At 44.7% G+C, this 24,071-nt stretch carries 19 protein-coding genes; 12 read left to right on the forward strand and 7 right to left on the reverse strand.

Annotation, left to right across the window (positions count from 1 at the left end; all coding sequences use genetic code 11):
• The 6 genes from I3257_RS03540 to I3257_RS03565 all read left to right on the forward strand — a co-directional run.
• Positions 1 to 641 (forward strand): carboxyl transferase domain-containing protein (locus tag I3257_RS03540; protein ID WP_275950080.1); only part of this gene is annotated, 641 nt, incomplete at its 5' end.
• A gap of 151 nt (positions 642 to 792) precedes the next feature.
• Positions 793 to 1,602: an enoyl-CoA hydratase/isomerase family protein gene (locus I3257_RS03545; RefSeq protein ID WP_238048838.1), complete on the forward strand. Its 810-nt coding sequence runs from the start codon at positions 793 to 795 to the stop codon at positions 1,600 to 1,602.
• A gap of 69 nt (positions 1,603 to 1,671) precedes the next feature.
• The gene (locus tag I3257_RS03550) at positions 1,672 to 3,789 is read left to right on the forward strand and encodes an acetyl/propionyl/methylcrotonyl-CoA carboxylase subunit alpha (RefSeq protein WP_238048839.1); all 2,118 of its coding nucleotides are present in this window, start codon (positions 1,672 to 1,674) and stop codon (positions 3,787 to 3,789) included.
• 45 nt (positions 3,790 to 3,834) lie between these two features.
• Positions 3,835 to 4,770 (forward strand): hydroxymethylglutaryl-CoA lyase, encoded by a 936-nt coding sequence (locus I3257_RS03555; protein ID WP_238048840.1) that lies wholly within the window; start codon positions 3,835 to 3,837, stop codon positions 4,768 to 4,770.
• 197 nt (positions 4,771 to 4,967) lie between these two features.
• Positions 4,968 to 6,155, forward strand: coding sequence for an isovaleryl-CoA dehydrogenase (locus tag I3257_RS03560; protein ID WP_238048841.1), 1,188 nt, complete (start codon positions 4,968 to 4,970; stop codon positions 6,153 to 6,155).
• A 184-nt stretch (positions 6,156 to 6,339) separates the two neighbouring features.
• Complete coding sequence (locus tag I3257_RS03565) at positions 6,340 to 6,807, forward strand: energy transducer TonB (RefSeq protein ID WP_238048842.1); 468 nt, start codon at positions 6,340 to 6,342, stop codon at positions 6,805 to 6,807.
• A gap of 79 nt (positions 6,808 to 6,886) precedes the next feature.
• Here I3257_RS03565 and I3257_RS03570 read toward each other — a convergent pair whose 3' ends face one another.
• Positions 6,887 to 7,615 (reverse strand): pantothenate kinase, encoded by a 729-nt coding sequence (locus I3257_RS03570; protein ID WP_055123442.1) that lies wholly within the window; start codon positions 7,613 to 7,615, stop codon positions 6,887 to 6,889.
• A gap of 37 nt (positions 7,616 to 7,652) precedes the next feature.
• On the reverse strand, positions 7,653 to 8,612 hold the full coding sequence (locus tag I3257_RS03575; protein WP_238048843.1) for a biotin--[acetyl-CoA-carboxylase] ligase: 960 nt from the start codon (positions 8,610 to 8,612) through the stop codon (positions 7,653 to 7,655).
• Positions 8,613 to 8,796: 184 nt separating this feature from the next.
• On the opposite strand from I3257_RS03575, the gene I3257_RS03580 reads away from it, so the two are divergent.
• Together I3257_RS03580 and I3257_RS03585 are read left to right on the forward strand one after the other, a co-directional pair.
• A complete protein-coding gene (locus tag I3257_RS03580; RefSeq protein ID WP_201502082.1) occupies positions 8,797 to 9,600 on the forward strand; it encodes a sulfite exporter TauE/SafE family protein in 804 nt (267 codons plus the stop codon).
• A gap of 49 nt (positions 9,601 to 9,649) precedes the next feature.
• The gene (locus tag I3257_RS03585) at positions 9,650 to 10,171 is read left to right on the forward strand and encodes a hypothetical protein (protein ID WP_238048844.1); all 522 of its coding nucleotides are present in this window, start codon (positions 9,650 to 9,652) and stop codon (positions 10,169 to 10,171) included.
• A gap of 127 nt (positions 10,172 to 10,298) precedes the next feature.
• Here I3257_RS03585 and I3257_RS03590 read toward each other — a convergent pair whose 3' ends face one another.
• Entirely contained in the window at positions 10,299 to 10,598 is a 300-nt protein-coding gene (locus I3257_RS03590; protein WP_045443574.1) for a DUF4298 domain-containing protein, read from the reverse strand.
• Positions 10,599 to 10,737: 139 nt separating this feature from the next.
• Here I3257_RS03590 and I3257_RS03595 point away from each other — a divergent pair, with 139 nt between their 5' ends.
• The 4 genes from I3257_RS03595 to I3257_RS03610 all read left to right on the forward strand — a co-directional run bounded on the left by I3257_RS03595 (position 10,738) and on the right by I3257_RS03610 (position 19,373).
• On the forward strand, positions 10,738 to 14,700 hold the full coding sequence (locus tag I3257_RS03595) for an AAA family ATPase (RefSeq protein ID WP_238048845.1): 3,963 nt from the start codon (positions 10,738 to 10,740) through the stop codon (positions 14,698 to 14,700).
• Positions 14,701 to 14,914: 214 nt separating this feature from the next.
• The gene (locus tag I3257_RS03600; RefSeq protein WP_238048846.1) at positions 14,915 to 15,931 is read left to right on the forward strand and encodes a cell division protein ZipA C-terminal FtsZ-binding domain-containing protein; all 1,017 of its coding nucleotides are present in this window, start codon (positions 14,915 to 14,917) and stop codon (positions 15,929 to 15,931) included.
• 292 nt (positions 15,932 to 16,223) lie between these two features.
• The gene (gene ligA / locus I3257_RS03605; protein WP_238048847.1) at positions 16,224 to 18,311 is read left to right on the forward strand and encodes an NAD-dependent DNA ligase LigA; all 2,088 of its coding nucleotides are present in this window, start codon (positions 16,224 to 16,226) and stop codon (positions 18,309 to 18,311) included.
• 3 nt (positions 18,312 to 18,314) lie between these two features.
• Positions 18,315 to 19,373 (forward strand): HNH endonuclease, encoded by a 1,059-nt coding sequence (locus I3257_RS03610; protein ID WP_238048848.1) that lies wholly within the window; start codon positions 18,315 to 18,317, stop codon positions 19,371 to 19,373.
• A gap of 36 nt (positions 19,374 to 19,409) precedes the next feature.
• Here I3257_RS03610 and I3257_RS03615 read toward each other — a convergent pair whose 3' ends face one another.
• The 4 genes from I3257_RS03615 to I3257_RS03630 all read right to left on the reverse strand — a co-directional run bounded on the left by I3257_RS03615 (position 19,410) and on the right by I3257_RS03630 (position 24,038).
• On the reverse strand, positions 19,410 to 19,964 hold the full coding sequence (locus tag I3257_RS03615; RefSeq protein WP_181209549.1) for a transposase: 555 nt from the start codon (positions 19,962 to 19,964) through the stop codon (positions 19,410 to 19,412).
• 62 nt (positions 19,965 to 20,026) lie between these two features.
• Complete coding sequence (locus I3257_RS03620; protein WP_238048849.1) at positions 20,027 to 20,590, reverse strand: hypothetical protein; 564 nt, start codon at positions 20,588 to 20,590, stop codon at positions 20,027 to 20,029.
• Positions 20,591 to 20,829: 239 nt separating this feature from the next.
• Complete coding sequence (locus tag I3257_RS03625; RefSeq protein ID WP_045443583.1) at positions 20,830 to 21,243, reverse strand: hypothetical protein; 414 nt, start codon at positions 21,241 to 21,243, stop codon at positions 20,830 to 20,832.
• 335 nt (positions 21,244 to 21,578) lie between these two features.
• The gene (locus I3257_RS03630) at positions 21,579 to 24,038 is read right to left on the reverse strand and encodes a YgiQ family radical SAM protein (protein WP_238048850.1); all 2,460 of its coding nucleotides are present in this window, start codon (positions 24,036 to 24,038) and stop codon (positions 21,579 to 21,581) included.
• Positions 24,039 to 24,071 lie beyond the last annotated feature (33 nt).

The following is a 24,071-nucleotide window of genomic DNA, read 5'->3' on the forward strand; positions in this document are numbered from 1 at the left end:
TTGGCACGACGCTGGTTTGTGGATTCGCTCATATCGAAGGGATGCCAGTCGGTATTATCGCCAATAACGGTATCTTGTTTAGTGAGTCGGCACAAAAAGGTACGCACTTTATTGAGCTGTGCTGTAAACGCAAAATTCCATTAATATTTTTGCAAAACATCACCGGATTTATGGTTGGTCGTAAATATGAAAATGAAGGTATCGCTCGTCATGGCGCCAAGATGGTGATGGCGGTGGCGAATGCAAAAGTACCTAAGTTTACTGTTATCGTTGGCGGCTCATTCGGTGCCGGTAACTACGGCATGTGTGGCCGTGCTTATAGTCCGCGTTTCTTATGGATGTGGCCAAATGCGCGTATCTCTGTAATGGGCGGTGAACAAGCAGCATCAGTATTGGCAACGGTGAAGCGCGATAACTTTGACCGTAAAGGCGAGGCGTGGAGCGACGAAGATGAAGCGGCGTTCAAAGCGCCGATACGCGAAATGTATGAAGAGCAAGGTCATCCCTATTATGCCACTGCACGTTTATGGGATGATGGCGTGATTGATCCTGCTGATACCCGTAATGTATTGGCGTTAGGGTTGAGCGCCGCCTATAACGCGCCGATCGAAGAGACGACGTTTGGTGTTTTTAGAATGTAAGCATTTTCAGGCCTTCCCATAATAAGCTACTACTGCGTCAACCTCATTTGAAGTACGATTTGTACATCTACATTCGGCTTCCTTGTATTAACATTATTATGGATTGACCGAGCGTTTGTTTAAATATTTACATAAAAATACAGAGAAAGTTATGCAAAAAGACAGTGATAAAAATTATAAAAGCTTATTGGTTAAAGTAGAACAACACGTTGCTACGGTGACATTAAATCGTCCTGAGATACGTAATGCTTTCAATGATGAAATGATTGCTGAGCTAACCGATGCATTCAATACATTTGGTGCTGATGATGAGGTACGTGTCATTGTGCTAGCCGCTGCTGGCAAGGCATTCTGTGCGGGCGCGGATCTCAATTGGATGCGTGCCATGGCGGATTATAGCTATGAAGAGAATCTTGCAGACGCCGATAAATTGGCGCAAATGCTGAAGACTATTTATGAGTGCCCAAAACCAACGGTTGCTGCTATTCAAGGAGATGTATATGCAGGTGGCATGGGTTTGGTTGCCGTTTGTGATGTAGCAATCGCTGTGAGAATTGCCAATTTTTGTCTTAGCGAAGTACGTTTGGGCTTAGCACCTGCAACGATTAGCCCTTATGTGATACGTGCATTAGGTGCCAGAGCCTCGCAGCGTTATTTTCTCAGTGCTGAAGTATTCGATGCTAAAAAAGCCCGGCAGCTTGGCTTTATCCATGAGCGTGTCAGCGAAGAGTCGTTAGACGATGCGGTTGCGACATTCTGCGCTAAAGTGGTCAAAAACAGCCCCGATGCGGTCAAGACCTGCAAGTGTTTATTGCATGAAGTCGCCGGCGCGCCGATTACCGATGAATTGATTGCAGATACCGTTAAAGGTATCGCTGATATTCGTTCATCAAAGCAAGGCAAAGAAGGGGTACAAGCCTTTTTGCAAAAACGTAAGCCCAATTGGTTGACGGCAGATTGATAATGCACGAGAGATAAACGAATAAATAGACAAGACCTCAAATAAAAACGATAACACACAGGGATAGTTATGTTTTCTAAAATTCTAATTGCCAACCGTGGTGAAATTGCTTGCCGAGTGGCTGCGACTTCTAAGCGTCTTGGCGTCAGTACCGTTGCTGTTTATTCCGATGCGGATCGTGAGGCCAAGCATGTGGCTGTCTGTGATGAAGCCATCTATTTGGGTGGCTCAGCGCCGAAAGACAGCTATCTAAAAGGTGATGCGATTATCGCGATAGCGCTTGAGACTGGCGCACAAGCGATTCATCCGGGTTATGGATTTTTAAGCGAAAATGCTGATTTTGCGCAAGCTTGTCAGGATGCAGGACTGGTATTTATTGGACCTTCAGCCGATGCTATTCGTGCCATGGGTGGCAAATCCGAATCCAAGCGGTTGATGGAAACAGCTGGCGTGCCATTAATACCGGGTTATCATGGTGACAATCAAGACGCAGAATTTCTGCAGCAGCAGGCAGACGCCATTGGCTATCCTGTCTTGATTAAAGCCAGTGCAGGTGGTGGCGGTAAAGGCATGCGTATCGTCGAGCAAAGCCGCGACTTTGTGGATTTATTAGACTCATGTCGCCGTGAAGCCATTACCAGCTTCAGTGATGATAAAGTGTTGGTTGAAAAATACGCCTTAAAACCGCGCCATATCGAAATCCAAGTATTTGGCGATACCCATGGCAACTATGTGCATTTATTTGAGCGTGATTGTTCCGTACAGCGCCGCCACCAAAAAGTATTAGAAGAAGCGCCTGCACCAGGTGTTGACATTGCGATGCGTGAGGCGATGGGAACAGCTGCCATCGAAGCAGCCCGTGCAGTCGATTATGTCGGCGCAGGCACGGTTGAGTTCATCGTTGAGCAGCGCGAAAATTCTATGAATTTTTATTTCATGGAGATGAATACGCGGTTGCAGGTTGAGCATCCAGTCAGCGAAGCGATTACCGGTGTCGATTTGGTCGAATGGCAGCTTTTAGTCGCGGCAGGTCAACCATTGCCAAAGACCCAAGACGATTTGACTATCAATGGCCATGCAATTGAGGCGCGTATCTGTGCCGAAAACCCTGATAATAGCTTCTTGCCCGCGACCGGTACGTTGTTTACGTATCAAAAACCTGAACACAGCACTTTTATGATTGATAAAGATGGTACTGGCGTACGTATCGATGATGGCGTGCGCGAAGGCGATGTGATTAGTCCGTTCTATGACTCTATGATTGCCAAGCTAATCGTTCATGCGCCAACGCGAGAGCAAGCCTTAGCCAAGCTCGATCGAGCACTTGCGCAAACGCGTATCGTGGGTTTGCCGAATAATGCGGCATTTTTACGCTATATCTTAAATACAGAGTCTTTTAGCAAAGCCAATCTCGATACGGCATTGATTGAGCACGAGCGTGATGCGATTTTTAATCAGCAGCCTTTAGCTTTATCGACGCTCGTTGTGACCGCCATTACTCGTCAGCTTGCGAGCGAGATTGCAATGCAAGAGTCAGATATTGATCCATTTAGCAAACCTACAGGCTTCCGTGCTTATAGCGACTACACCAGATCATTTAGCTTGGTTTATGATGAGCATGCTTATACGGCCCGCATGAGCAACTGGCATAATGCAAGTTGTTCAGACAGCAAAAAAGGCGGTGATAACCTCAGTAGCTTTACGCTTGTTATTGAAAAAGAAGTCACGAATACACAGGATAATAGTAATATTAATGTCGCTGCTCAGACCGAAACGGTTTATGAAGGTCAAGTGAGCTATGCCAGTAGCGACGAGCACAATCATACATTATGGTTGGATGGTGCTCGTACTAGCGCGCAAAGCTGGGTGCTTAATGAGACGGTCTATGTATTCACAGACAGTGGTCGTGACGAGATTACGCTGATTGATATCATGGAACACGTGGGTGAAGAGTCCGCGGCAGTCGGCAGTTTAAAATCACCGATGCCAGGACAGGTTGTTGCCTTTAAAGTGGCGGTTGGCGATACTGTGAAAAAAGGCGAGCCGTTAGCGGTCATCGAAGCCATGAAGATTGAGCATACTATTACTGCACCGACAGATGGGGTAGTGGCAGAATTGCTATTTGCAGCAGGTGATTTGGTTGCTGATGGTGACGAGTTATTACGCATTAATACGGAAAGCGAATAGCTGACATAGCTTAATAATAGGTAAGTAACAATAAGGACGACAAGCATGAGCCACTCGTATCCAAACCATCCGTATCCAAAGCATGTCAGAATCGTTGATGTTAGCCCGCGTGATGGACTACAAAACGAGTCAATGACGGTACCGACTGAGGTTAAGCAAACGCTTATCAATGATTTGATTGCGGCAGGTGTCAAAAAGCTTGAGACGACAAGCTTTGTTTCGCCAAAGTGGGTGCCACAAATGAGTGATAACAGCGCGTTGCTCGATGCGCTAGCGCCGACGCGGCATGCGGATATTTGTTATTCAGTTCTAGTACCCAATATGCGCGGCTTTGAAAATGCCATCATTCATCGTCCTGATGAAATCGTTATTTTTGGCTCAGCTAGCGAAACCTTTAGTCAACAGAATATCAACTGTAGTATTGATGAGAGTATTGAGCGTTTTGCATCAGTTGCTGCTGCGGCAAAAGCGCAAGGCATCAAAGTACGCGGCGTTATCTCTTGTACGGTTGGCTGTCCTTATGAAGGCGACATTGACCCTAGCCAAGTAGCTTATGTGACTAAGCGTCTGGTAGAGATTGGTACTGAGCAAATTGGCATTGCCGACACCATTGGTGTGGGTACACCGCTCAAAGTGCAACGAGCATTACAAGCTGCATTAGAATATGCTGATATCTCTATGCTATCGGGTCATTTTCATGATACTTATGGTCAAGCATTGAGCAATACCTTAGCTGCACTACAAATGGGTGTCAGTGAGTTTGATACCTCGGTGGCTGGACTAGGCGGCTGTCCTTATGCCAAAGGCGCAACGGGTAACGTGGCGACCGAAGATGTGGTGTATATGCTGCATGGTATGGGTATCAGTACAGGCATCGATTTGGATAAATTGGTCGTGGCAGGCGAGCGTATCAGTGCGTTTTTAAAGCGTCCAAATGGCTCAAACGTGGCACGTGCTTTAATTAACAAACGTCAGTCTTAACTAATTTCATTAAGAATATAGTTAGTCATAAGCTAAATGAATAGATAGATAGGTTTATGGCTGGGACAAATTTTTTGAAGCTTCTGGAGTGACGAAGTTGCACAGCAAGCGAGGAAAATTTGTTCAAGCTATATCATCTATTTTTAAATTGACACAGCGCTAGTAAAAAATTAAACATCAAAATACAAGGAATGGCTATGAGTTTACCTGGATTGAATTTTCAGCTTGGCGAAGATATCGATGCCTTACGTGACATGGTACAACAGTTTGCGACTAATGAAATTGCCCCACGTGCTGCCGAGATTGACAGTAGCGACGAGTTCCCCATGGATTTGTGGCAAAAAATGGGCGACATTGGTCTACATGGTATTACCGTTCCTGAAGAGTACGGCGGCTCTAACATGGGCTACGTCGCACATATGGTCGCGATGGAAGAGATTAGCCGCGCTTCGGCATCGGTAGCGCTGAGCTATGGTGCGCACTCAAACCTATGTATCAACCAAATAAAACGTAACGGCAGTGAAGCACAAAAACAAAAGTATTTGCCAAAATTAGTCAGCGGTGAGTTCATCGGTGCATTGGCTATGAGTGAGACAGGCGCTGGCTCAGACGTCGTCAGCATGAAGCTCAGAGCTGAAGAAAAAGACGGTAGCTATGTGTTGAATGGTAGCAAAATGTGGATTACCAATGGTCCCGATGCTGACGTGATGGTGGTTTATGCTAAGACCAATCCAGAGCTAGGCGCGAAAGGCATGACGGCCTTTATCGTTGAAAAAGGTATGGAAGGTTTTGGCACGGCACAAAAGCTGGATAAGCTCGGCATGCGTGGTAGTCATACGGGCGAGATGACCTTTAATAATGTTGAAGTACCTAAAGAGAACATCTTAGGCGGCCTCAATGAAGGCGTTAAGGTATTGATGAGCGGGCTAGATTACGAGCGTGCAGTATTAGCTGCAGGTCCTATCGGCATCATGCAAGCGGTGATGGATAATGTCGTGCCTTATATCCATGATCGTAAGCAGTTTGGTCAAGCCATCGGTGAGTTCCAGCTTATTCAAGGCAAAGTCGCAGACATGTATACGATATTGCAAGCAGGTCGCAGCTTCTTGTACACTGTCGGCAAAAATCTCGATATGTTGGACGCGCGCGGTGCCGGTCATAGCCGAGAAGTACGTAAAGATTGCGCTAGTGTGATTTTATGGTGTGCCGAAAAAGCCACCTGGATGGCAGGCGAGGGCATTCAAATCTTTGGTGGTAATGGCTACACCAATGAGTATCCACTTGGTCGCTACTGGCGCGATGCCAAGTTGTATGAGATTGGCGCGGGTACCAGTGAAATCCGCCGTATGCTAGTTGGTCGTGAGCTATTTAATGAGACTAAATAGTATAAAAATATAATACTATCATCAGCGACTTTCTAAATTTGGCATAACCAGACTAGCTTAGGACAATGGCTGGTTAATAACGAACAATTGTGCTAAGGTATATTTTATTTTTTGATTGACAATAATCGATTAATAGAGTTGCTTCTTAGCCTTTTTTATTCGCCATATTTATAAGATATCGTCTATGCTGCTGACTATTACCACACCTAAAACACGCTTCAAGATAAATCTGCGATTAACTATTATTTCTGTGCTGACAAAAGCGCTATTTCTACTGAGTGTATTTGCGGTACACTCAGCAAATGCTGAGTTAGCAGACATGTCACCATCGCAACCCGTCATTCAGTTTTCAACTTCTGATGCGAAGTGGGTACATCAACCAAGGTTCGATAGTCGTCACATTCGCAACTTAGAGGGTAATTGTGATCCGGAAGAACCTTGCAAACTCAAACGTGCGGAAATGAAATTTTTATTAATTGTAAATCAGGAAGGTAAAGTTGCAAATATTACCGTATTGAAGAGTAGTGGCTCCGATAAAATTGATAGTGAGTTTATGAGAGAGTTACGCCGCAGTCTTTTGAAACCATTTAGAAAAGATAGTAAGACAGTAGTAGGCAAAGTAACCGTTCCAATAATATTTGAGTATTACTAAAGCTTAAACAATACTAAAAAGCAGTACGCCTTACACGTACTGCTTTTTTTATTTTCAATGTAAAAGTATCTATTGAGTATTACGACTGTTTGGTATGATCAAAATATCGTGCCAGACCGTTCAACAATAAATCATCACGCAAGCGTACTGGACGGTTGACGTGCTGCGAGATAATAGATGCATCACCACCCGTCATGATAACTTCAAAGTTGGGATGGCGATGGCTAATCTCATTGATGGCACCGACGATTGATAATAGTATGCCGCGATGTACCGCATCTTGTGTGGTCATGCCTTGACCCACACTATCAAAGGTGCCATTGGATATGGTGATTTGCTTAGTGCCTGAAAATAGTGATTCACGTTGCAGATAAATACTGGGGAAAATATAACCGCCCAAATGCTCAGCATGATCAATCAAGTCAATGGTCACTGCTGTGCCACAGCCAATCACGCATTGACGTTTTTTCTTATCTACGGCGCCCAGCATCTGTAGCCAACGATCACAGCCGAGCTGTTCGTCATTATAAGCACTCTTCATCAAAGCATGCGCTGCATCGACATGGACAAACTCAAACGGAATATTCAGACGACCTAACGTCTCTGACACTTTAACATTTAAATCGTCGCCCAGCACCGATGAGATACCAATGAAATCAGGCGCATAACGCTCGAAGCGATCGGTCAAACCCATCAGTAGTTCGGCAGGCGCTTGCAAATGTTGCTTGGCATCATGCGCGACTATTTGTCCGATATCATCGGTGAGCCAGTATTTTAGACGGGTGTTGCCAAGATCTAACCAGAGCATAAAAATCCCTTTATATCGTGCCCATTGGGTCTTTGATTTAAGCCTTATCAATAACGTCGATGCGTCCGGTAAAAAGCGCAGAAATCTTACCGCTATCTTGACGCAATTGCAAACATCCATGTGTATCAAGACCACAAGCATAACCTGTGATACTATCTGTTTTACCGTTATGCTCTTGAGTAACGTGCAAGCGTAATCCTGCCAGTGCATCCATCGACTCAAACTGTTTTAAAAAGCTGTCCAAATTATAGCTTTGACCAGTGGGCTTCTCTAATCCTAAGTGCTCAAAGCGTGTCATCGCGGCTAGCAGGGCTTTACTCATTTGTTGGTAAAGTATTTTTAGGCTTGGCAGACTCACAATATCTGTCTCTGGTTTTAGCTTCTCATAAATATCCTGTAGGCTAATCGCTTGATAACTCATGCCTTCGCAGGTTTTTGCAGTGAGATTGGGCGTTGCCTGTACATTAAGTCCTACGCCCATCACCACGCCGACCAATTTGCCCGTTTGGGTAACAGGTTCTATCAAAATACCCGCAAGTTTATTAAAAGGTAGGGTCTGTGCTGCCAGTTTAGGCTCATTTGACACTGAGTCAGATGGCGGTTGATAAAAGCCCAAATCATTCGCCCACTTCACGCCGATGGGCGTCAACCCTTGCGCGCGCAATTGCTCATTTAATATTTGAATAACGGGCATTTTTGCCAGTTCAACGCCGATGATTAGTGACAGTAAACCGCTAATCGGCAGATGAACAGGATGATATAACGACAGATAGACATTGCCGCGCGGTGATTGCCACGAGCGCCCGTGCTGCCCACGACCTGCGCTTTGGGTTTCAGCGGTCAGTAGATGCATCTGCGCAGCATTTAACGTGCCATGTTGTACATCTGTTATCAGCTCGCTATTGGTAGAGGCACTGCTGACAAGGTGGCGATGGTTCAGCTGTGGTAAATGATGAAGCTCTAATGAGTCGTCAGAAAAATTGGAAAATGGCGGCATAAGTTTCGTCGATGTGGTTAATATAGCGTGGATAATCTTTGTTATACTGGGCGGTTGTCACGATTAGACAATACCAAATAAACAGCATAAAGGTCGGATTATGATTTAGCAAATGCGATAGGCAAGTGATTATAAAACTAAAGAATTTTTATAAAAATAAGTGTGATAAAAGGCTAATTCGATGATGTTATATGTGTGGTTTGTGATTGCAGGCGCGTTTGCGGGTGTCAGTGCCGGTCTATTTGGCGTTGGCGGCGGCATGATTATCGTACCAGCATTGGTATGGATTTTTACCGCTTATGATTTTTCGCCAGAAGTGGTGACCCATTTGGCGATTGGTACATCACTGGCGACCATCGTTGTGACTTCGATTAGCTCAATGACTGCGCACAATAAGCGTGGCGGCGTACGTTGGGAGGTCTGGCGCAAAATGGCACTCGGCTTGGTCATCGGTAGTTTGGTCGGTGCTGGTATTGCCGATATGATTGACGGTAAAGTATTGCAAGCCATCATCGGTGTCGGCGCGTTATTGGTCGCTTTAAAAATGCTGTTTTTGTCCAATAAAGAGCAGCTGGGCAAACCGCTACCGTCAGCTGGCGTACAGTTTGGCGCGGGTACAGGGATTGGCATGGCGTCGTCTATTTTTGGGATTGGCGGTGGCAGCTTGACCGTACCCTTTTTAAATTGGGCGGGGTTACCGATGAAGCAGTCGGTTGGCACGTCTGCCGCTTGTGGATTGCCGATTGCATTGGCTGGTGCGGCAGGGTTTGCATGGTTCGGGCAAGATGTGGTCAATCTGCCTGAGGGTACGATAGGTTTTGTCCATATCACGGGATTTTTATGTATTTCTGTCGCTAGCTTTGCGATGGCAAAAGTCGGTGCCAAGCTTGCCCACCAATTGCCTGCGCTAACGCTTAAGCGTGCCTTTGGGGTGTTGTTATTGTTTGCAGGCGGGCAGCTGTTGTTAAGTGGGATTGGGGTGATTTAGAATACTAATCGTTCGACTACTTCGGATGATATTACTTTAGGGAATATGAGTGGACGCATTAATAGCTGGTGTTATCGGTGTGATAACTGGAGGAGGAGTTTCATTCGTAGCAAATTATTTTTTGAATGTTCAAAGGTATAAGCAGGATACTAAAAAACAGAACTCTGACCACGATCATGATCTTGTAAAACAAGACTCCGAACATAAACATGACCGTCAAGTTTTTCGAAGACAAAAGTACGAAGAGCTGACCTTCCGACTTATTGATTTTACCAATATTCTGAAGAATATTAGTTTACAACTATCTCAACTAGAAAGTGGAGCTCTTATAGATACTGCTGAGTTCGATGAAAAAGGTGCAAAAATTGAAACTCTTACTATTCTGTATTTTCCGGAATTGAGTACTGATTGTGAATATTTTTTGGCGATTTCACGTCAGTTTCTCTTGTCTCATAGCCCTAACAATAACTCTAGTAGTATAAACAATCGAGAATCAATGAAGATAAGGTTTGATAAAAGTTTTGATCAACTTTACGATAAGATTAAAGAACATATATCAGACTATACTTAATAATATATAAACTCTAAAACTGACCAAGATTTCAGATAAAACAGTTACCTGTTTTTATTTATCAATCATTTATGTATTTAAATTATTCGGAACTGACAAGCCAAATACTTTCACTGTTAATAGAATGCTATTTCCTATCAATCGCATCAAGCCCCAAACGCATCCACTTTCTTGCTAGCTCATCATGGTCGCTGAGCATACTCCATAGCGCATCTTCACTAAAGATAGAGTATTCATCACCTGAATGTTCAATTGGCAGATCCGCTTCACGATCTGTCATCCATTGAGGGTCTAGGTAGTAATTTTTCAACTCATTTTGCAAGGCTTCAGCTTGCAAAAACTGCTGCTGCGCTTCGAGTTGCTGGCGATGTAGTTTGCACCATTGCTCATATTTTTGCTGTAGTTCTTGCGGATTATAGTTAGGCATTTTTATACTCTTATTTTTTGATAGTTATATGAATGATTATTATTTTAAGCCATATTATAGCATCTGTCACAAACCCTAAAAAATTAGCACAATTTGAGGTAGAATAGCCGCCTGTTTTCGCCATATTTACTGATCCTTCATGCGCCTAAAATCTCTCAAGCTGGCAGGCTTTAAATCCTTTGCCAATCCAACGACTTTTACTTTTCGTCATGGTATCACCGCCATTGTCGGGCCGAACGGCTGTGGCAAATCTAACGTCATTGATGCCATTCGTTGGGTGCTGGGTGAAACCTCTGCCAAGCAGTTACGTGGCGGCGCGATGAGTGATGTTATCTTTGCCGGTACGCAAGATAAATCCGCCAAAAGTGTCGCTAGCGTTGAGCTCACCTTTGAGCATACGCAAGATGAGCAAAACGGTATTCGCCATGAATTTAATCTGTATCAAGAACTGTCCGTTCGTCGTCAGGTAAATAAAGAGGGGCGCTCGGATTATTTTATCAATGGTACGCGCTGTCGTCGCCGTGATGTCGTCGATGTATTCTTGGGTACGGGACTTGGCGCACGTAGTTATGCGGTGATTGAACAAGGTATGATTGGGCGTATTGTTGAGTCTAGCCCCATGCAGCTGCGTGAGTTCATCGAAGAGGCGGCAGGGGTCTCGCGCTATCAAGCTCGCCGTGAAGAAACCCAAAAGAAGCTCGAGAAAACGAAAGATAATTTGGCACGCCTGCATGATATGCAAAGCGAGCTGGTCAGCCAACAAAAGCGTCTGTCTAAGCAAGCTGCCAGTGCTGAGCGTTATGAAGAGTTAGCGCTAATGCTTGCTGATATCAAGCAGCAGCTTGCCATTCAGCAGCTCTATCAAGCCAAGCATACTCAGCAGCAGCAAAAAATAGCGCATGAGCGCAGCGCCACTGAAGTATCAACTTTACAAGCCAACTATGACACCCTAAAAGCCAAGCAAGATAAGCTTGCTGCCCATATCAATCAAGAGCAGTGGTTAAAAGATGACGCTCAAAGTAGCCATTATCAGCAGCAATTAAGCTATCAACAAGCTGAGCATCAATTAGGCGATGCCAAGTCACAGCTGACTGCTATTGAGCAACAGCTTGCCAGTTTAGAGCAGCAGCGTGAGCAAGCAGTCGATGAGATAAATCGCTTAAAGGCTGAGCAAGCCGAGCAGCACACTGTGCTAGAAGGATTGCGTCCTAAGCTCAATGAATTAACGAATAAACGTGAAGCGCATAAACGCAACGAGCAGCCATTACAGCGCGCCTACCATGACGCGCAAAATCAGCTATCACGCTTGCAAGATAATGCACGCATGCTTGAACAACAGCAAGCCATTAATAACCAAGCACAAAAACGTTATCAGCAAAATCATGATAAGTGGCAGCGTCGTCATACAAACTGGCAGCATTTATGGCAGCAACTCCAACAGTCGCTATCACCAGTTGAAAGTGCTGGTTTGCAAGATAATTCTAATGCAAATAATTTACAGCAGACGTTATCGGCGCAAGTTGCTGAGCTAAACAAAAAATTGCAGCAGATTGAACGCCAACAAGACAGTGTGGATGAGCGCTTGTCTGAGCTACAACCGCAAGCGCAGGATTTACAACAGCAATTGCACACGCAGCAGCGCGAGTTGAGCGAGAATGAGAAGCGCCACGCCGTATTGGCAGGTGAGTACGATACCCTGCATCAAATATTGCATCCTAAGCCGGCATCAAAATCGCAACAGTCTGCTGATGCAAAAACTGCTGATGTTAAAAGTGATTTAGAAAGCAAAATAGTCAGCGACTATAGCCAATTGACCATTACCACCTTGCGTGATCAGATTGAGTTAAGCGCGAAAGGTCAGCAGCATGCCAAGCTACTCGATAGTGTGTTGGCATTATGGTTAGACAGCCATGTGCTAGTTTCTAACCAAACCTATCAACCAAATGTTAATAATGTGAGCGCTGACTCCGAGCAAACGCATAGCTTATGGCAAGTACTTGAGCATGAGTTAAAAGATTTATTTGTTTATCAAAATGCGCAAACCAATACAGTGGACAAGTCATCAATCAAAATAGAAACGGGCCATAGCTTGTGGCTATCTGCTAAACAAAACGGTGTAAACGCAAAGCCACTGGTTAGCGAATTGCCTGAGAGTTTGATTGATAAAGTATTGCCTTTATCACAGCTGATTAGCGCACCGAACTTAGCGCTTTGGCGGCAGTGCTATTTATATATTGCACAGCCTGAGACAGATAATAAGCAAACGTTAGAAGCGCTTGCTGAGATTTTAAAAGTATTGCCATCGTCAGCTATTTTACTAACGACTGACGGCTGGCTTATCAGTCGTCAGGGTACGATGAATCTAAGTAAATTTGTTGGTGCGCAAGATGGACAAAATGGTAGCAATAACAGCAACAGTCAATTTTTAACCCAGCGTTTACAGCAGCGCAGCCGTTTACAAGCGTTAGAAGACTTGCTCGATGAGTTTGAGAACAAAATAGAAGCGCAGAAAAAAGCGATTACAAAAGACCAGCGTAACTATGATGCAATGACGGTCAGCTTAGAAGAAGCCCGAGCACAAGCTGAGCAATTAACCCGCGATAAGCATCAGTATCAGCAAAAGCTCACTACTCAGCGTGCCAACGCTGAACGTTTGCAAGCGGACAGCCAACGCCTTAATGCTGACAAAGTTACCCTTGAGCAAGAGCAACAGGAGTTGGTGCAAGAACAACAATCGCTCAATCATGAGCAGCAGGATCTCCAAAGCAAAATCGCAGCGCTAACGCCACAAATCGCCGATGCTCGCGCGGCAACTCAGCAATTACAAGCGGAGCGCAGTGAGCTAAGTCGTACCCGTCAAGCAGATGATGACGCTTGGCAAGCTTTGCAGCTTCGTATTCAACAAAGTGAGATGCGTTTAGAACACAGTGTCAGCAGTCTTGCTCGGGCAAATGCGCAATTTGATAAGTCGCTACAAAGCGAGCAAAATCTAAAGACGCGTCATGAGCAGCAGCAAAATATGCTGCCAGCACTGCAAGCAGCATTACAAACAGTACAGACCGCGCGCGATGAGCAGCAGGCTGTATTAACAGGGCGAGAAACTGCATTAACGGTGCTCAAGCAAGAATACAATCAGCAGCAGGTTGAGCTAGATACCTTGCAAAACACACTGCAAACTCAGCAAAATGCGCTTGCCAATCACTCGACCGAGCTGGCACTAAGCGCTGCAAAATTACAGGATGCTAGTAGCCATACGCAAGAAGCGCTAGATGCTTATTATAAGGTGAGTCATAAATATAAAGCACAATCAGACATAGCGCAGCACCCACAGCATCAGCAACAAGTGATGAGCGTTTCAAACTTATTGGCAGATTTTATTGCGCATGATCGCCGTGTGCGCCCAGATAAAATCGCTGAGCTTGAGGCTGAGCGCGTGCAGCTTGAGCAGCAGCTAGGCAAAATTGGCGCGGTCAATCTCGCTGCCGTGGCAGAGTTGGCAGAGGTTAATGAACGCTTAGAGCCACTCGCGCAGCAGACAACCGATATTGCTGCGAGTATGCAGACGTTAACGGAGGCGATTGCTTCGATTGATGAAACGACCAAGACGCTATTTATGCAGACGCTCGATGCCGTCAATATTGAGCTTGCCAATTTATTTGCCAAAGTGTTTGGTGGCGGGCAAGCCAGTTTAACGCTCAATACGGATGATATGCCCATTAATGCACCAAAATCAGAACAGTGGCGGGCAGGGCTAACCTTGATGGCACAGCCAAAAGGCAAACGTAACAGCCGTCTCGCTGTGCTTTCAGGCGGCGAAAAGACGCTTACTGCATTGAGCTTGATTTTTGCGATATTTAAGCAGCATCCCGCGCCATTTTGTGTGTTGGATGAAGTCGATGCACCACTTGATGACGCCAACGTCGCTCGCTTTACCAGTCTTATTCATGAATTAGCAGACGATTTGCAGTTTATCTTTATCAGCCATAATAAATTAACGATGCAGATTGCCGATGAGTTAAAAGGCGTGACCATGCCAAGCGCAGGGATTTCTACCTTGGTCAGTGTGTCACTCGATGAGGCAGCGCGTTACCTTTCTGATTAAGAGCAGCGTTGAATAGCAAAAATAATTGATAACTGGCAGCAGTTGTCGGTGGTATAGTTAGAAATGATGTGACAATATTACAACGTCACGCAAGTGTGTCAGCCTCACGGTAAACGATGACTATATGGTGACGATATTCATTAGCCATGCTAGACTATTGCCATTTATTCCCTCTTATGTATTCCCTTTTGTCATATATTAGGATGTATCTCTTATGACCGCTATTCAGTTTATATTGATTGCCATTGCCGCATTTATCATGCTTGCAGGGCTATTTATGGTCATTCGTAGCTTTAAGCGCCGCAGCAATGCTGAAGCGGTAGCGGTCAATTATGATAAAAACGGTATTCCTATCATACCGCGCCATGAACGCAATATCGTCGATCAGCCAGACTTAGACGATACAGTCGCTGGCGAAACAAGTATCGCCCCTGATCGCAGTTATCTAAATGCGGTGGTCGAAGACGAGCCTTTGACTCAACCTCATACCCATGTTGATACGCAGCTGACAGCTGGGCATGCGGATGTTAATGACAGCGATACTGGCACAATAGATGATGCTGACTATGTGCGCTGGCAAGCAGAGCAGCAGCGTGCTGACAACAGCGAGTTTGCAGAAGCCGCTGAGCAGATGCATATCGAGCAAGAGCAGGATGCGTTTTCAAGCTTGATGTCTGCAACTGACAGCTTGATGCCCTCTATTGATACCGCAGACGAGCCAAGCTTCGATAATAACAGTCCGATACTCGATCAGCATTTATCAGAGCCAGTGGATGAAGCGCAAAACGGTCCACTCATCAATGCCAAAGACAACATTAATATCACTATCTTGCCGCATCAATATCGCGACCGCCCAGCCGCGATTATCCGTGGACGTGATTTATTGGCATTAATTGATAAGTATGGTCTGCGCTATGGCGCGATGAATATGTTCCATCGTTATGAGCAAAAAGACGGCACCGGTATGCTATGGTTTAGCATGATGGGTATCACTGATAGTGGCATCGCGCCTTTTGATCCGCATAGCGTGGCGACCAATACTTATAATGGCGTGGTAGTATTCTTATCTTTGCCGCATCCACAAGCGCTGCGTAGCTTCGATAGTATGATGAGCATCGCTTATATGATGGCAAGTGATTTGGACGCCATTATGCTCGATGAAGAGAACGAACCAATCACCCCTGAATACAAGCAGCAATTGCGTAATCAAGTCCGCGATTATGAAGGTTAGTTTTAATGTATGAATACAGGTTGATCAATAAAAGCTGATTCATATTAGCAGTATTAAAAAAGGCAAATAGCGATTGACGTTATTTGCCTTTTTTAATGGGCTTTAGTTTCTGCAAAATGCTAGAGTCGGTTCAAGATAATTTAGATACAAGGAAGGTGAGTGAAAGTACTACACATAGTAGACTGAGCGAGCCTGACACAGTATCTAATTTATATAGGAACGACTATATCCGAGCATCCTACAAACTTGTTATCATATCGGCATCTTGAATTGCAAATAAAAGACGCCGACTATGACTGACCCTATCTCACCACTTACCTCTAAAGACATTAATAAAGACATCAATACTACTAACCCTATAAAAAATGATGATGCTATCGTCACCCAGATGCGCACGTTTATCGATGCGCTTAAGCAGCACAATTATGCCTACTATGTGCTTGATAATCCTATTTTAGAAGACAGCGAATACGATCAGTTGCGTCGCTCTTTATTGGCGCTTGAAGAACAATATCCGGATTTGGTGCAGCCAGATAGCCCGATTAACCAAGTTGGCGACATGCCGCTATCGGCTTTTACCCAAGTCACTCATGATATTCCCATGCTCTCGCTTGGCAATGTCTTTGATTATGATGAATTACATGGCTTTATGCGCCGCGTGAATGATCGCCTCAACGATGCACAGCAAAACCCTGAATACGAGATGGAGCTAAAGCTCGATGGCTTGGCGGTGTCACTCAAATACGCTCATGGCAAGTTTGTCCAAGCGGTGACACGCGGTGATGGGCAAACGGGCGAGGACATCACTCAAAATGCCAAAACCATTCGCAATTTGCCACTTTGGCTCGCGGCTGCAAGCGAGATTCCATTATTGGAAGTGCGCGGTGAGGTGCTGATGCCGAAAGCGGGTTTTGAGCGTTTGAATCGCCTTGCTGAAGAAAAGGGCGACAAAACTTTTGCCAATCCACGCAATGCCGCTGCTGGAAGTTTGCGTCAGCTAGATCCCGCCATTGCTGCTAGCCGTCCGCTCGCATTTTACTGTTATTCAGTCAATCAAGGTTTACCTGAGCATATCAAAACCCAATCAGCAGCGCTTGCATGGCTAAAGACCATTGGCTTTACCATCAGTGCAGTCGAGGTGGTACAAAATCCACGCGAGGCTCAAGCCTATTATGAATCGGTAAAGGAAACACGCGGCGAGCTACCGTTTGAGATTGATGGCATGGTCATCAAGGTCAATAGCTTGGCATTGCAGCAGCAGCTTGGGTTTTTATCGCGTGAGCCGCGCTGGGCAACCGCTTATAAATTCCCTGCCGAAACTGTCATGACCCGCTTGCATGCTATCGAGTGGCAAGTCGGACGCACTGGCGCCATTACGCCCGTTGGTAAATTAGAACCCGTGAAAGTCGGCGGCGTCACGGTCAGCAATGTCACCTTGCATAACTTTGGCGAGATTCAGCGTCTAGATGTGCGCGCAGGTGATATGGTCAGCGTCCATCGTGCAGGTGATGTGATTCCTAAAGTGACTCGTGTTTGGACAGATCAGCGTCCAGAAAATTCTGAACCGGTACAGCTGCCATCGACCTGCCCAGTGTGTGACTCGCCTGTGGTATTGCCCAAAGATGAAGCGTTAGCGCGTTGCACTGGTGGGCTATTTTGTCCCGCGCAGCAGGTCGAGGCGCTCATCCACTTTGTCTCGCGTCGGGCAATGGATATCGATGGCTTAGGCGCAAGTTGGCTGATTAACTTTTTTGAGCATGGCTTGGTGAAGACAGTCGCTGATATCTATCAATTGCACAATCATCAAGACGAGCTGATTACGCTTGAGAAACTGGGCGAAAAATCAGTACAGAACATCCTCAGCGCTATCGAAGCCAGTAAGCATACAACACTCGCGCGCTTTATTTATGCGCTGGGTATTCGCGGCGTTGGTGAGACCACGGCGCAGAATTTGGCACAGCAATTTGGCGACCTTGATAGCCTAATGGCTGCTGATATCGATAAGCTCCTACAAACGCCTGATGTTGGCGCTATTACTGCCGAGCTTGCTTATAAATTTTTCCGCGCACCGCACAATATCGAAGTCATTACTGCATTACGTGAAGCAGGTGTGCATTGGGATAAAGTCGAGCAAGTAGCATCAGAAGGATTGCCGCTCGATGGGCAAACGTGGGTCATCACTGGCGCGCTCGATAGCATGGCGCGTGATGAAGCCAAAGCCAAGCTGCAAGCACTAGGGGCAAAAGTCTCAGGCAGTATCTCTGCAAAAACCACTGCGCTACTGGCAGGGGATAAAGCTGGCTCGAAGCTCACCAAAGCGGAAAAATTGGGCGTTAAGATAGTGGGTGAGGAAGAGTTTTTGGCGATGGTTGGGGAGTAGGGTATGGATGCTGATATAAGTAAATATAAGAAACTATATGCTAATTATGCCGAGGTTTCTTATCCAATAACTTATAGTGAGAGTAAGCACAAAGTTAGTGATAGACTGAGCCATAAAAGACTTTCTAAAAAAATTGCAGAAAATATGGAAGAGTATGTTTCCATATTTGACAATAGGGATTATCTTAGCCTAGATAGAGATACTTATATTTATCCTTTTGAAGGAAGTGTTAAAAAATGTGCATTTTGCTTAAAAAGTGAACCTGATGTCAGTTTTAAAAATAAACCACATGTAATCCCAGAGTTTTTAGGGAATAAGTATTTATTACATTACGATGAGTGTGATCAGTGCAACTCAGAATTTGGCAACACTATAGAGAGAGAGCTTAGTGAATATTTAAGACCTCGCAGAGTATTTAGTAAAATAAAAGGCAAAACGAGAAAGTATATTAGTTCTTACTCCAAGAATGGAAAAAAGGGGTTTGAGTTTTCAGAAGAAAAAGGTAGTTATATTATACCAATTAATGATAATTTAGATTTAAACTTTAAGAATAAAGAGTTTACTTACGTTTGTGAAATAGCAAAACATACTCCTATAAATGTTTATAAAGGGCTTATGAAGGTTTTATATGGCTTACTACCTAGAGAGCATAGAATGTACTTTGAGGTTGTTAGAAATTTTTTAATAGATGATAAGTTGGATAAGATTTCAGATCAAATACCTATAAAAGTAGTTTCTACATTTATGCCTTACAATAACTTAAGCTCTCCTTATGTAAGTATTTTACATAGAAGTAAAGATACATCTGAAAATGAAGTGTTAGAAGAAGATTTTTTTGAATATGTAGGAACCATCTGTTTTGGAAATACTATTTTTGAAATACCTATGTATTGTGATAAGGATATTAAAAAAGCGATAAATAAAAAGGAGATATCTTTGAAGTTAACTCCTAAACCTTATGGGAGCTTTTGGAGGGAGATAGAAGACTTGAATGGAAGAGAGAAGGTTGTATCAGAGTATCCGTTAAATTTTGGATATCATTCAATTACTGTTTTTGATTAGTTAGCGTAGGGTGCGCCCAGCGCACCTAGAAAAAAACTACTCTAATTTATCTGAAAAACTCTCTGAAAAACCAATTGACTCATTACCCCAGTCTTCCGCATAAACACCTTGCTTCACATAACGATGAAAGCTCGAATATGGCCAGTCTACTACATTTTTAACTAACCCATGCTTAACAGGATTATAGTGCAAATAATCCATATGCCTTATGAAGTCTGCTTCGTCTTTTATTTCATGTTCATAAAATCGACGTTGCCAAATACCTCTTTCGCTTCTTTTAATTTTTGAACGGCTTAACACATCTATTGGTAAATGATATTGCGGACAGGCTTGGGTGGTTAATCGTTTTATCTGCGACCAACGCATACTATAATTAGCATCGTCAGTAGGCATTTTCCAAATACAGTGTAGATGGTCGGGTAGTTGTACCCATGCAATGATTTTAAAAGGATATTGTTGTTGAACTTGTTTGATGCTTTTTTTAAAGGCTTTTAAGAAGTCATCTTCACACAGTATTTTTCTTCGATCGTATGACACCAAAGTAAAAAAGTAGGTAGCACCTTTCGTGTATGAACGAATGTATTGTGACATTTATATTTACCGTATGAATTTTAATACTCTATAGGTGCGCAGGGCGCACCCTACAAATTAAATTACTCCACTACCTCTCCATGTGCCTTCGCTTCACCTTTTTTACCATCTGGCTGTATCACGATAGGCAATACCAACCCTTTCGCAAAGTCATCAGACAGCACATAATCATAGCTACTGGCAGCGATATCAGGCGTGGTATGAATGACAAGTTTCATCTCATTGCCATCGGTTAGCTCATGCGAGACATAGCTTTCACTGAGCTGATCCAAGGCTTTGGATAGTGCCTCATTACTTGCCATACTGATAGTGAGGTTGTGTTGAGCAGTGGCATTATCTACCTTGAAATACTCTGCGTAGTCGAGCACATTTTGGCTATCAAGCGCAAACGGATATTGATAATTGGCAGGGTCAGCGGGCTTCTCACCGCTCGCCATGACAGCCCAGTCGATAGTCTTAGTGGCTGTCGTTGAGGAGTCTGCGGTCGCCACTGCTGGCTCAGAAGCTTGAGCGGCCGTTTCAGCATTGTTGTCGCAGCCAGCCAGTGCCCACATGCTGGCAGTAGCGATGATTATCATATTCATTAAGCGCTTAGCCATCGACGTATCCTTAGTATTATTAATCATAGACAATGTCCTATCAGTGCTATTTTGACAGGTTTCTTGATGCTTCTCTAGACAAAAGCAGCAAACCGTTCATTCTCACCAATGCTTGACCTGAATCTGTGGTTTTGATGTCAGTTTTTATACAGATATTCAATGCAATATTGTTCAATCAATACGCAAAAAAAACAGCCATCCTATGATGACTGTCTTGTATATGTCGCTGGTTTTTTAAAACTGGCAGGCTGTTTATAGCTAGCTAACTAGATTTGGCAGTTTACTTGATATTCTTTACCGTTTGCCCATTTGATGGCAAAAATACCTTTATCGCCTTTCATGTGCCATGCATAGACAGCTTCTGGATTTGACTCATTAACGTAGCTTGCAGTATCACCTTGTACATCACCATTTAAGATGATTGGTTGCTCAGCCCATTTTACTTTAGGCAAGGTCGCATTGAGCATCACTTGTTTTTTATTGATAGATTGTTTAGCCATGATGGTGCTGTCGTCAGTACAGGTATAAGGTGCTGGTGCCATACGATCATAAGCGGCATCGGTGACGCTTTCTGATGCAGGCGTGTTTGATGCATTTGGCGTAGTAGGAGCCGTGGTCGCACAAGCACTTAATAAGGCAAGGGTAGGTAGCGCAACAGCAAATTTAGTTAGGGTGTTCATGGCATTCTCCAAAGATATAAAAATCATAATGTATTTATTTTTAATAATGCGTTAAGCATATAGCGCATATGGTAACGAAAACAGCGCTCGAAGAATGTTAGAAATTGTTTGTTACGTGTTCATTAAGTTACTTAATCACTGACTAATGTAACGCATCATTTGGCGCGTTTTGATTGGTATTTAAACTTTGATTATGCATTTATTAAAAATAAGCTGCTTCAAATAAAAAAGCGCCTATCGATCTTTTGACCGATAGACGCTTTTTTGATGAGCTTAAATAAGTGTTTGCCACTCATTTAAGTATCTATATTTATCACTGAGATAAAGAGCTTTAACTACTTGGTTTTACGCGGTGGCAAACCAGTATGCTGGGTTTGGAAATTGCCTTTACTCACGCGCTTTTTGGTGTTTTTGCTGACCGTGTTTTGACCCGTAGCGCCTTTAGCGGATGCGCCATTGGTTGACGAATTATTATTACGCTTCACCGAATCATTACCCAAGCGGCTGTTCTTTTTACGCGCTGATTGATAGCTGTCTTGTGCCGCATCTCGCCCTTCTAAACTGGCGTTGAACGGCGGGATTAAGCAGCCACGGTTTTTACCAATCAAATCGCCACGACCCATATCTTGTAGCGCTTTACGCAGCAGTACCCAGTTTTTTGGATCATGATAGCGCAAGAACGCTTTATGCAATTTGCGCTGTTTACCAGATTTGACGATATCCATGTCACCTTCATCACGGCTGATCTTATGCAGTGGATCTTTATGCGTATGATACATGGTGGTCGCTGTCGCCATCGGGCTAGGATAAAACGCTTGTACTTGGTCAGCGCGGTAGCCATGGCTTTTTAGCCACAGCGCAAGGTTCATCATATCCTCATCTTTCGTGCCCGGATGCGCGGCGATAAAGTAAGGAATTAGATATTGCTCTTTGCCCGCTTCTTGGCTGTACTGCTCAAACATGGCTTTGAATTTATCATAGCTGCCCATGCCCGGCTTCATCATTTTCGATAAGACGTTTTCTTCTGAATGTTCAGGTGCAATTTTTAGATAACCACCGACATGATGGCTGACCAATTCTTTGACGTATTCAGGGTCTTTCACCGCCAAGTCATAGCGCAAGCCAGAGGCGATAAGAATCTTTTTCACACCTTTGATATCACGGGCTTTGCGATACAGCTTGGTTAAACTACTATGATCGGTAATCAAGTTTTCGCAGACGTCAGGATAGACGCAAGACGGCTTACGGCAATTCTTTTCAATGGTCTCGTCTTTACAGCTCAGACGATACATATTGGCCGTTGGCCCGCCAAGGTCAGAGATAACGCCAGTGTAGTTAGGTGCGGTATCACGAATCGCTTCGACTTCTCGTAGGATAGATTCTTCCGAGCGGTTTTGGATAATGCGTCCTTCGTGCTCAGTGATCGAGCAGAAAGTACAACCACCAAAACAGCCGCGCATGATATTGACTGAGAATTTAATCATGTCATAAGCAGGGATGCGTGCATCGCCATAGCTTGGATGCGGCAAACGTGCGTACGGCAAGTCAAACACATAATCCATCTCTTCGGTCGAGAGCGGAATCGGTGGCGGATTGAGCCAGACATCGATGGAGGTGTGTGAGTTACCAGCACCGCTACTATGACGTTGCACGAGGGCACGGGCATTACCCGGATTGGTCTCAAGATGTAAGATACGGCTGGCATGAGCGTACAACACAGGGTCAGATTTGACGTGCTCATAATCAGGCAGACGAATGACTGTCTTTTCACGTGGCGGCATTTTTATTTTATGCTTACGCGCCGTCATTGGCTTGTCAAAACCACGCATTTGCACCACTTGCGTTTCTTCGTCAACTTGCTCAGCATTTAGAATTTTATTGGCAACTGGTTCAGAAACAAAGCCCGGATACTGTGAAGCCATTCCTGAGAGCGCTTGCCCAACTGGTGAATCGCTGGGTTTGTCTTGCTCGATTGAGCATTGATCCACGTCTTCGGTCATCACATATGGATTGATAATCGGGTCAACACGGCCCACGGTATCGACGTCATTACTAGCAACTTCGGTCATATCGTCTTGCCAATGGCGGCGCGTTGGCGTCAATAGATATGAGGTACCGCGCAATTTGCTCATTTGCTCAAAGCTATAGCCTTTAGACAGACCATGTACCACATCGACGATGGCGCGCTCAGCATTACCGTACAATAAAACATCGGCACGGGCATCCATCAAGATACTACGGCGGACTTTGTCCGACCAGTAATCATAATGAGCGATACGGCGTAGACTGCCTTCGATACCACCTAGGATAATTGGCACATCAGGATAAGCTTCACGGCAGCGCTGGCTATAGACGATAGCGGCGCGGTCAGGGCGTTTATTTGCCACGTTGCCCGGCGAGTACGCATCATCGCTACGAATCTTGCGATCGGCGGTATAGCGGTTGATCATGCTGTCCATGTTGCCTGCGGTCACGCCGTAAGCATAGACAGGTTTGCCCAATTCCATAAACGCGTCTTTGCTCTTCCAATCTGGCTGAGCAATGATACCCACACGAAAGCCTTGTGACTCTAGTAGACGACCGATAATCGCCATACCAAAGCTTGGATGATCGACATATGCATCGCCTGAAATGATGATGACATCACAGGCATCCCAGCCCAAATCGTCCATCTCTTTGCGGCTCATAGGCAAATAAGGCGCTGGCTCGTAGCAGCTTGCCCAATGTTTATCGTAGTCGTAAAGTGGTTTGGTACCTTGTTTAAAGGCGGTGCGGGCGATGGTATCGGCAGACATGAGCGGACCTGTTCATTAGAAAAATGGCACTAA

The sequence above is a fragment of the Psychrobacter sp. Ps7 genome (assembly GCF_022129225.1).
Classification (GTDB): domain Bacteria; phylum Pseudomonadota; class Gammaproteobacteria; order Pseudomonadales; family Moraxellaceae; genus Psychrobacter; species Psychrobacter immobilis_A.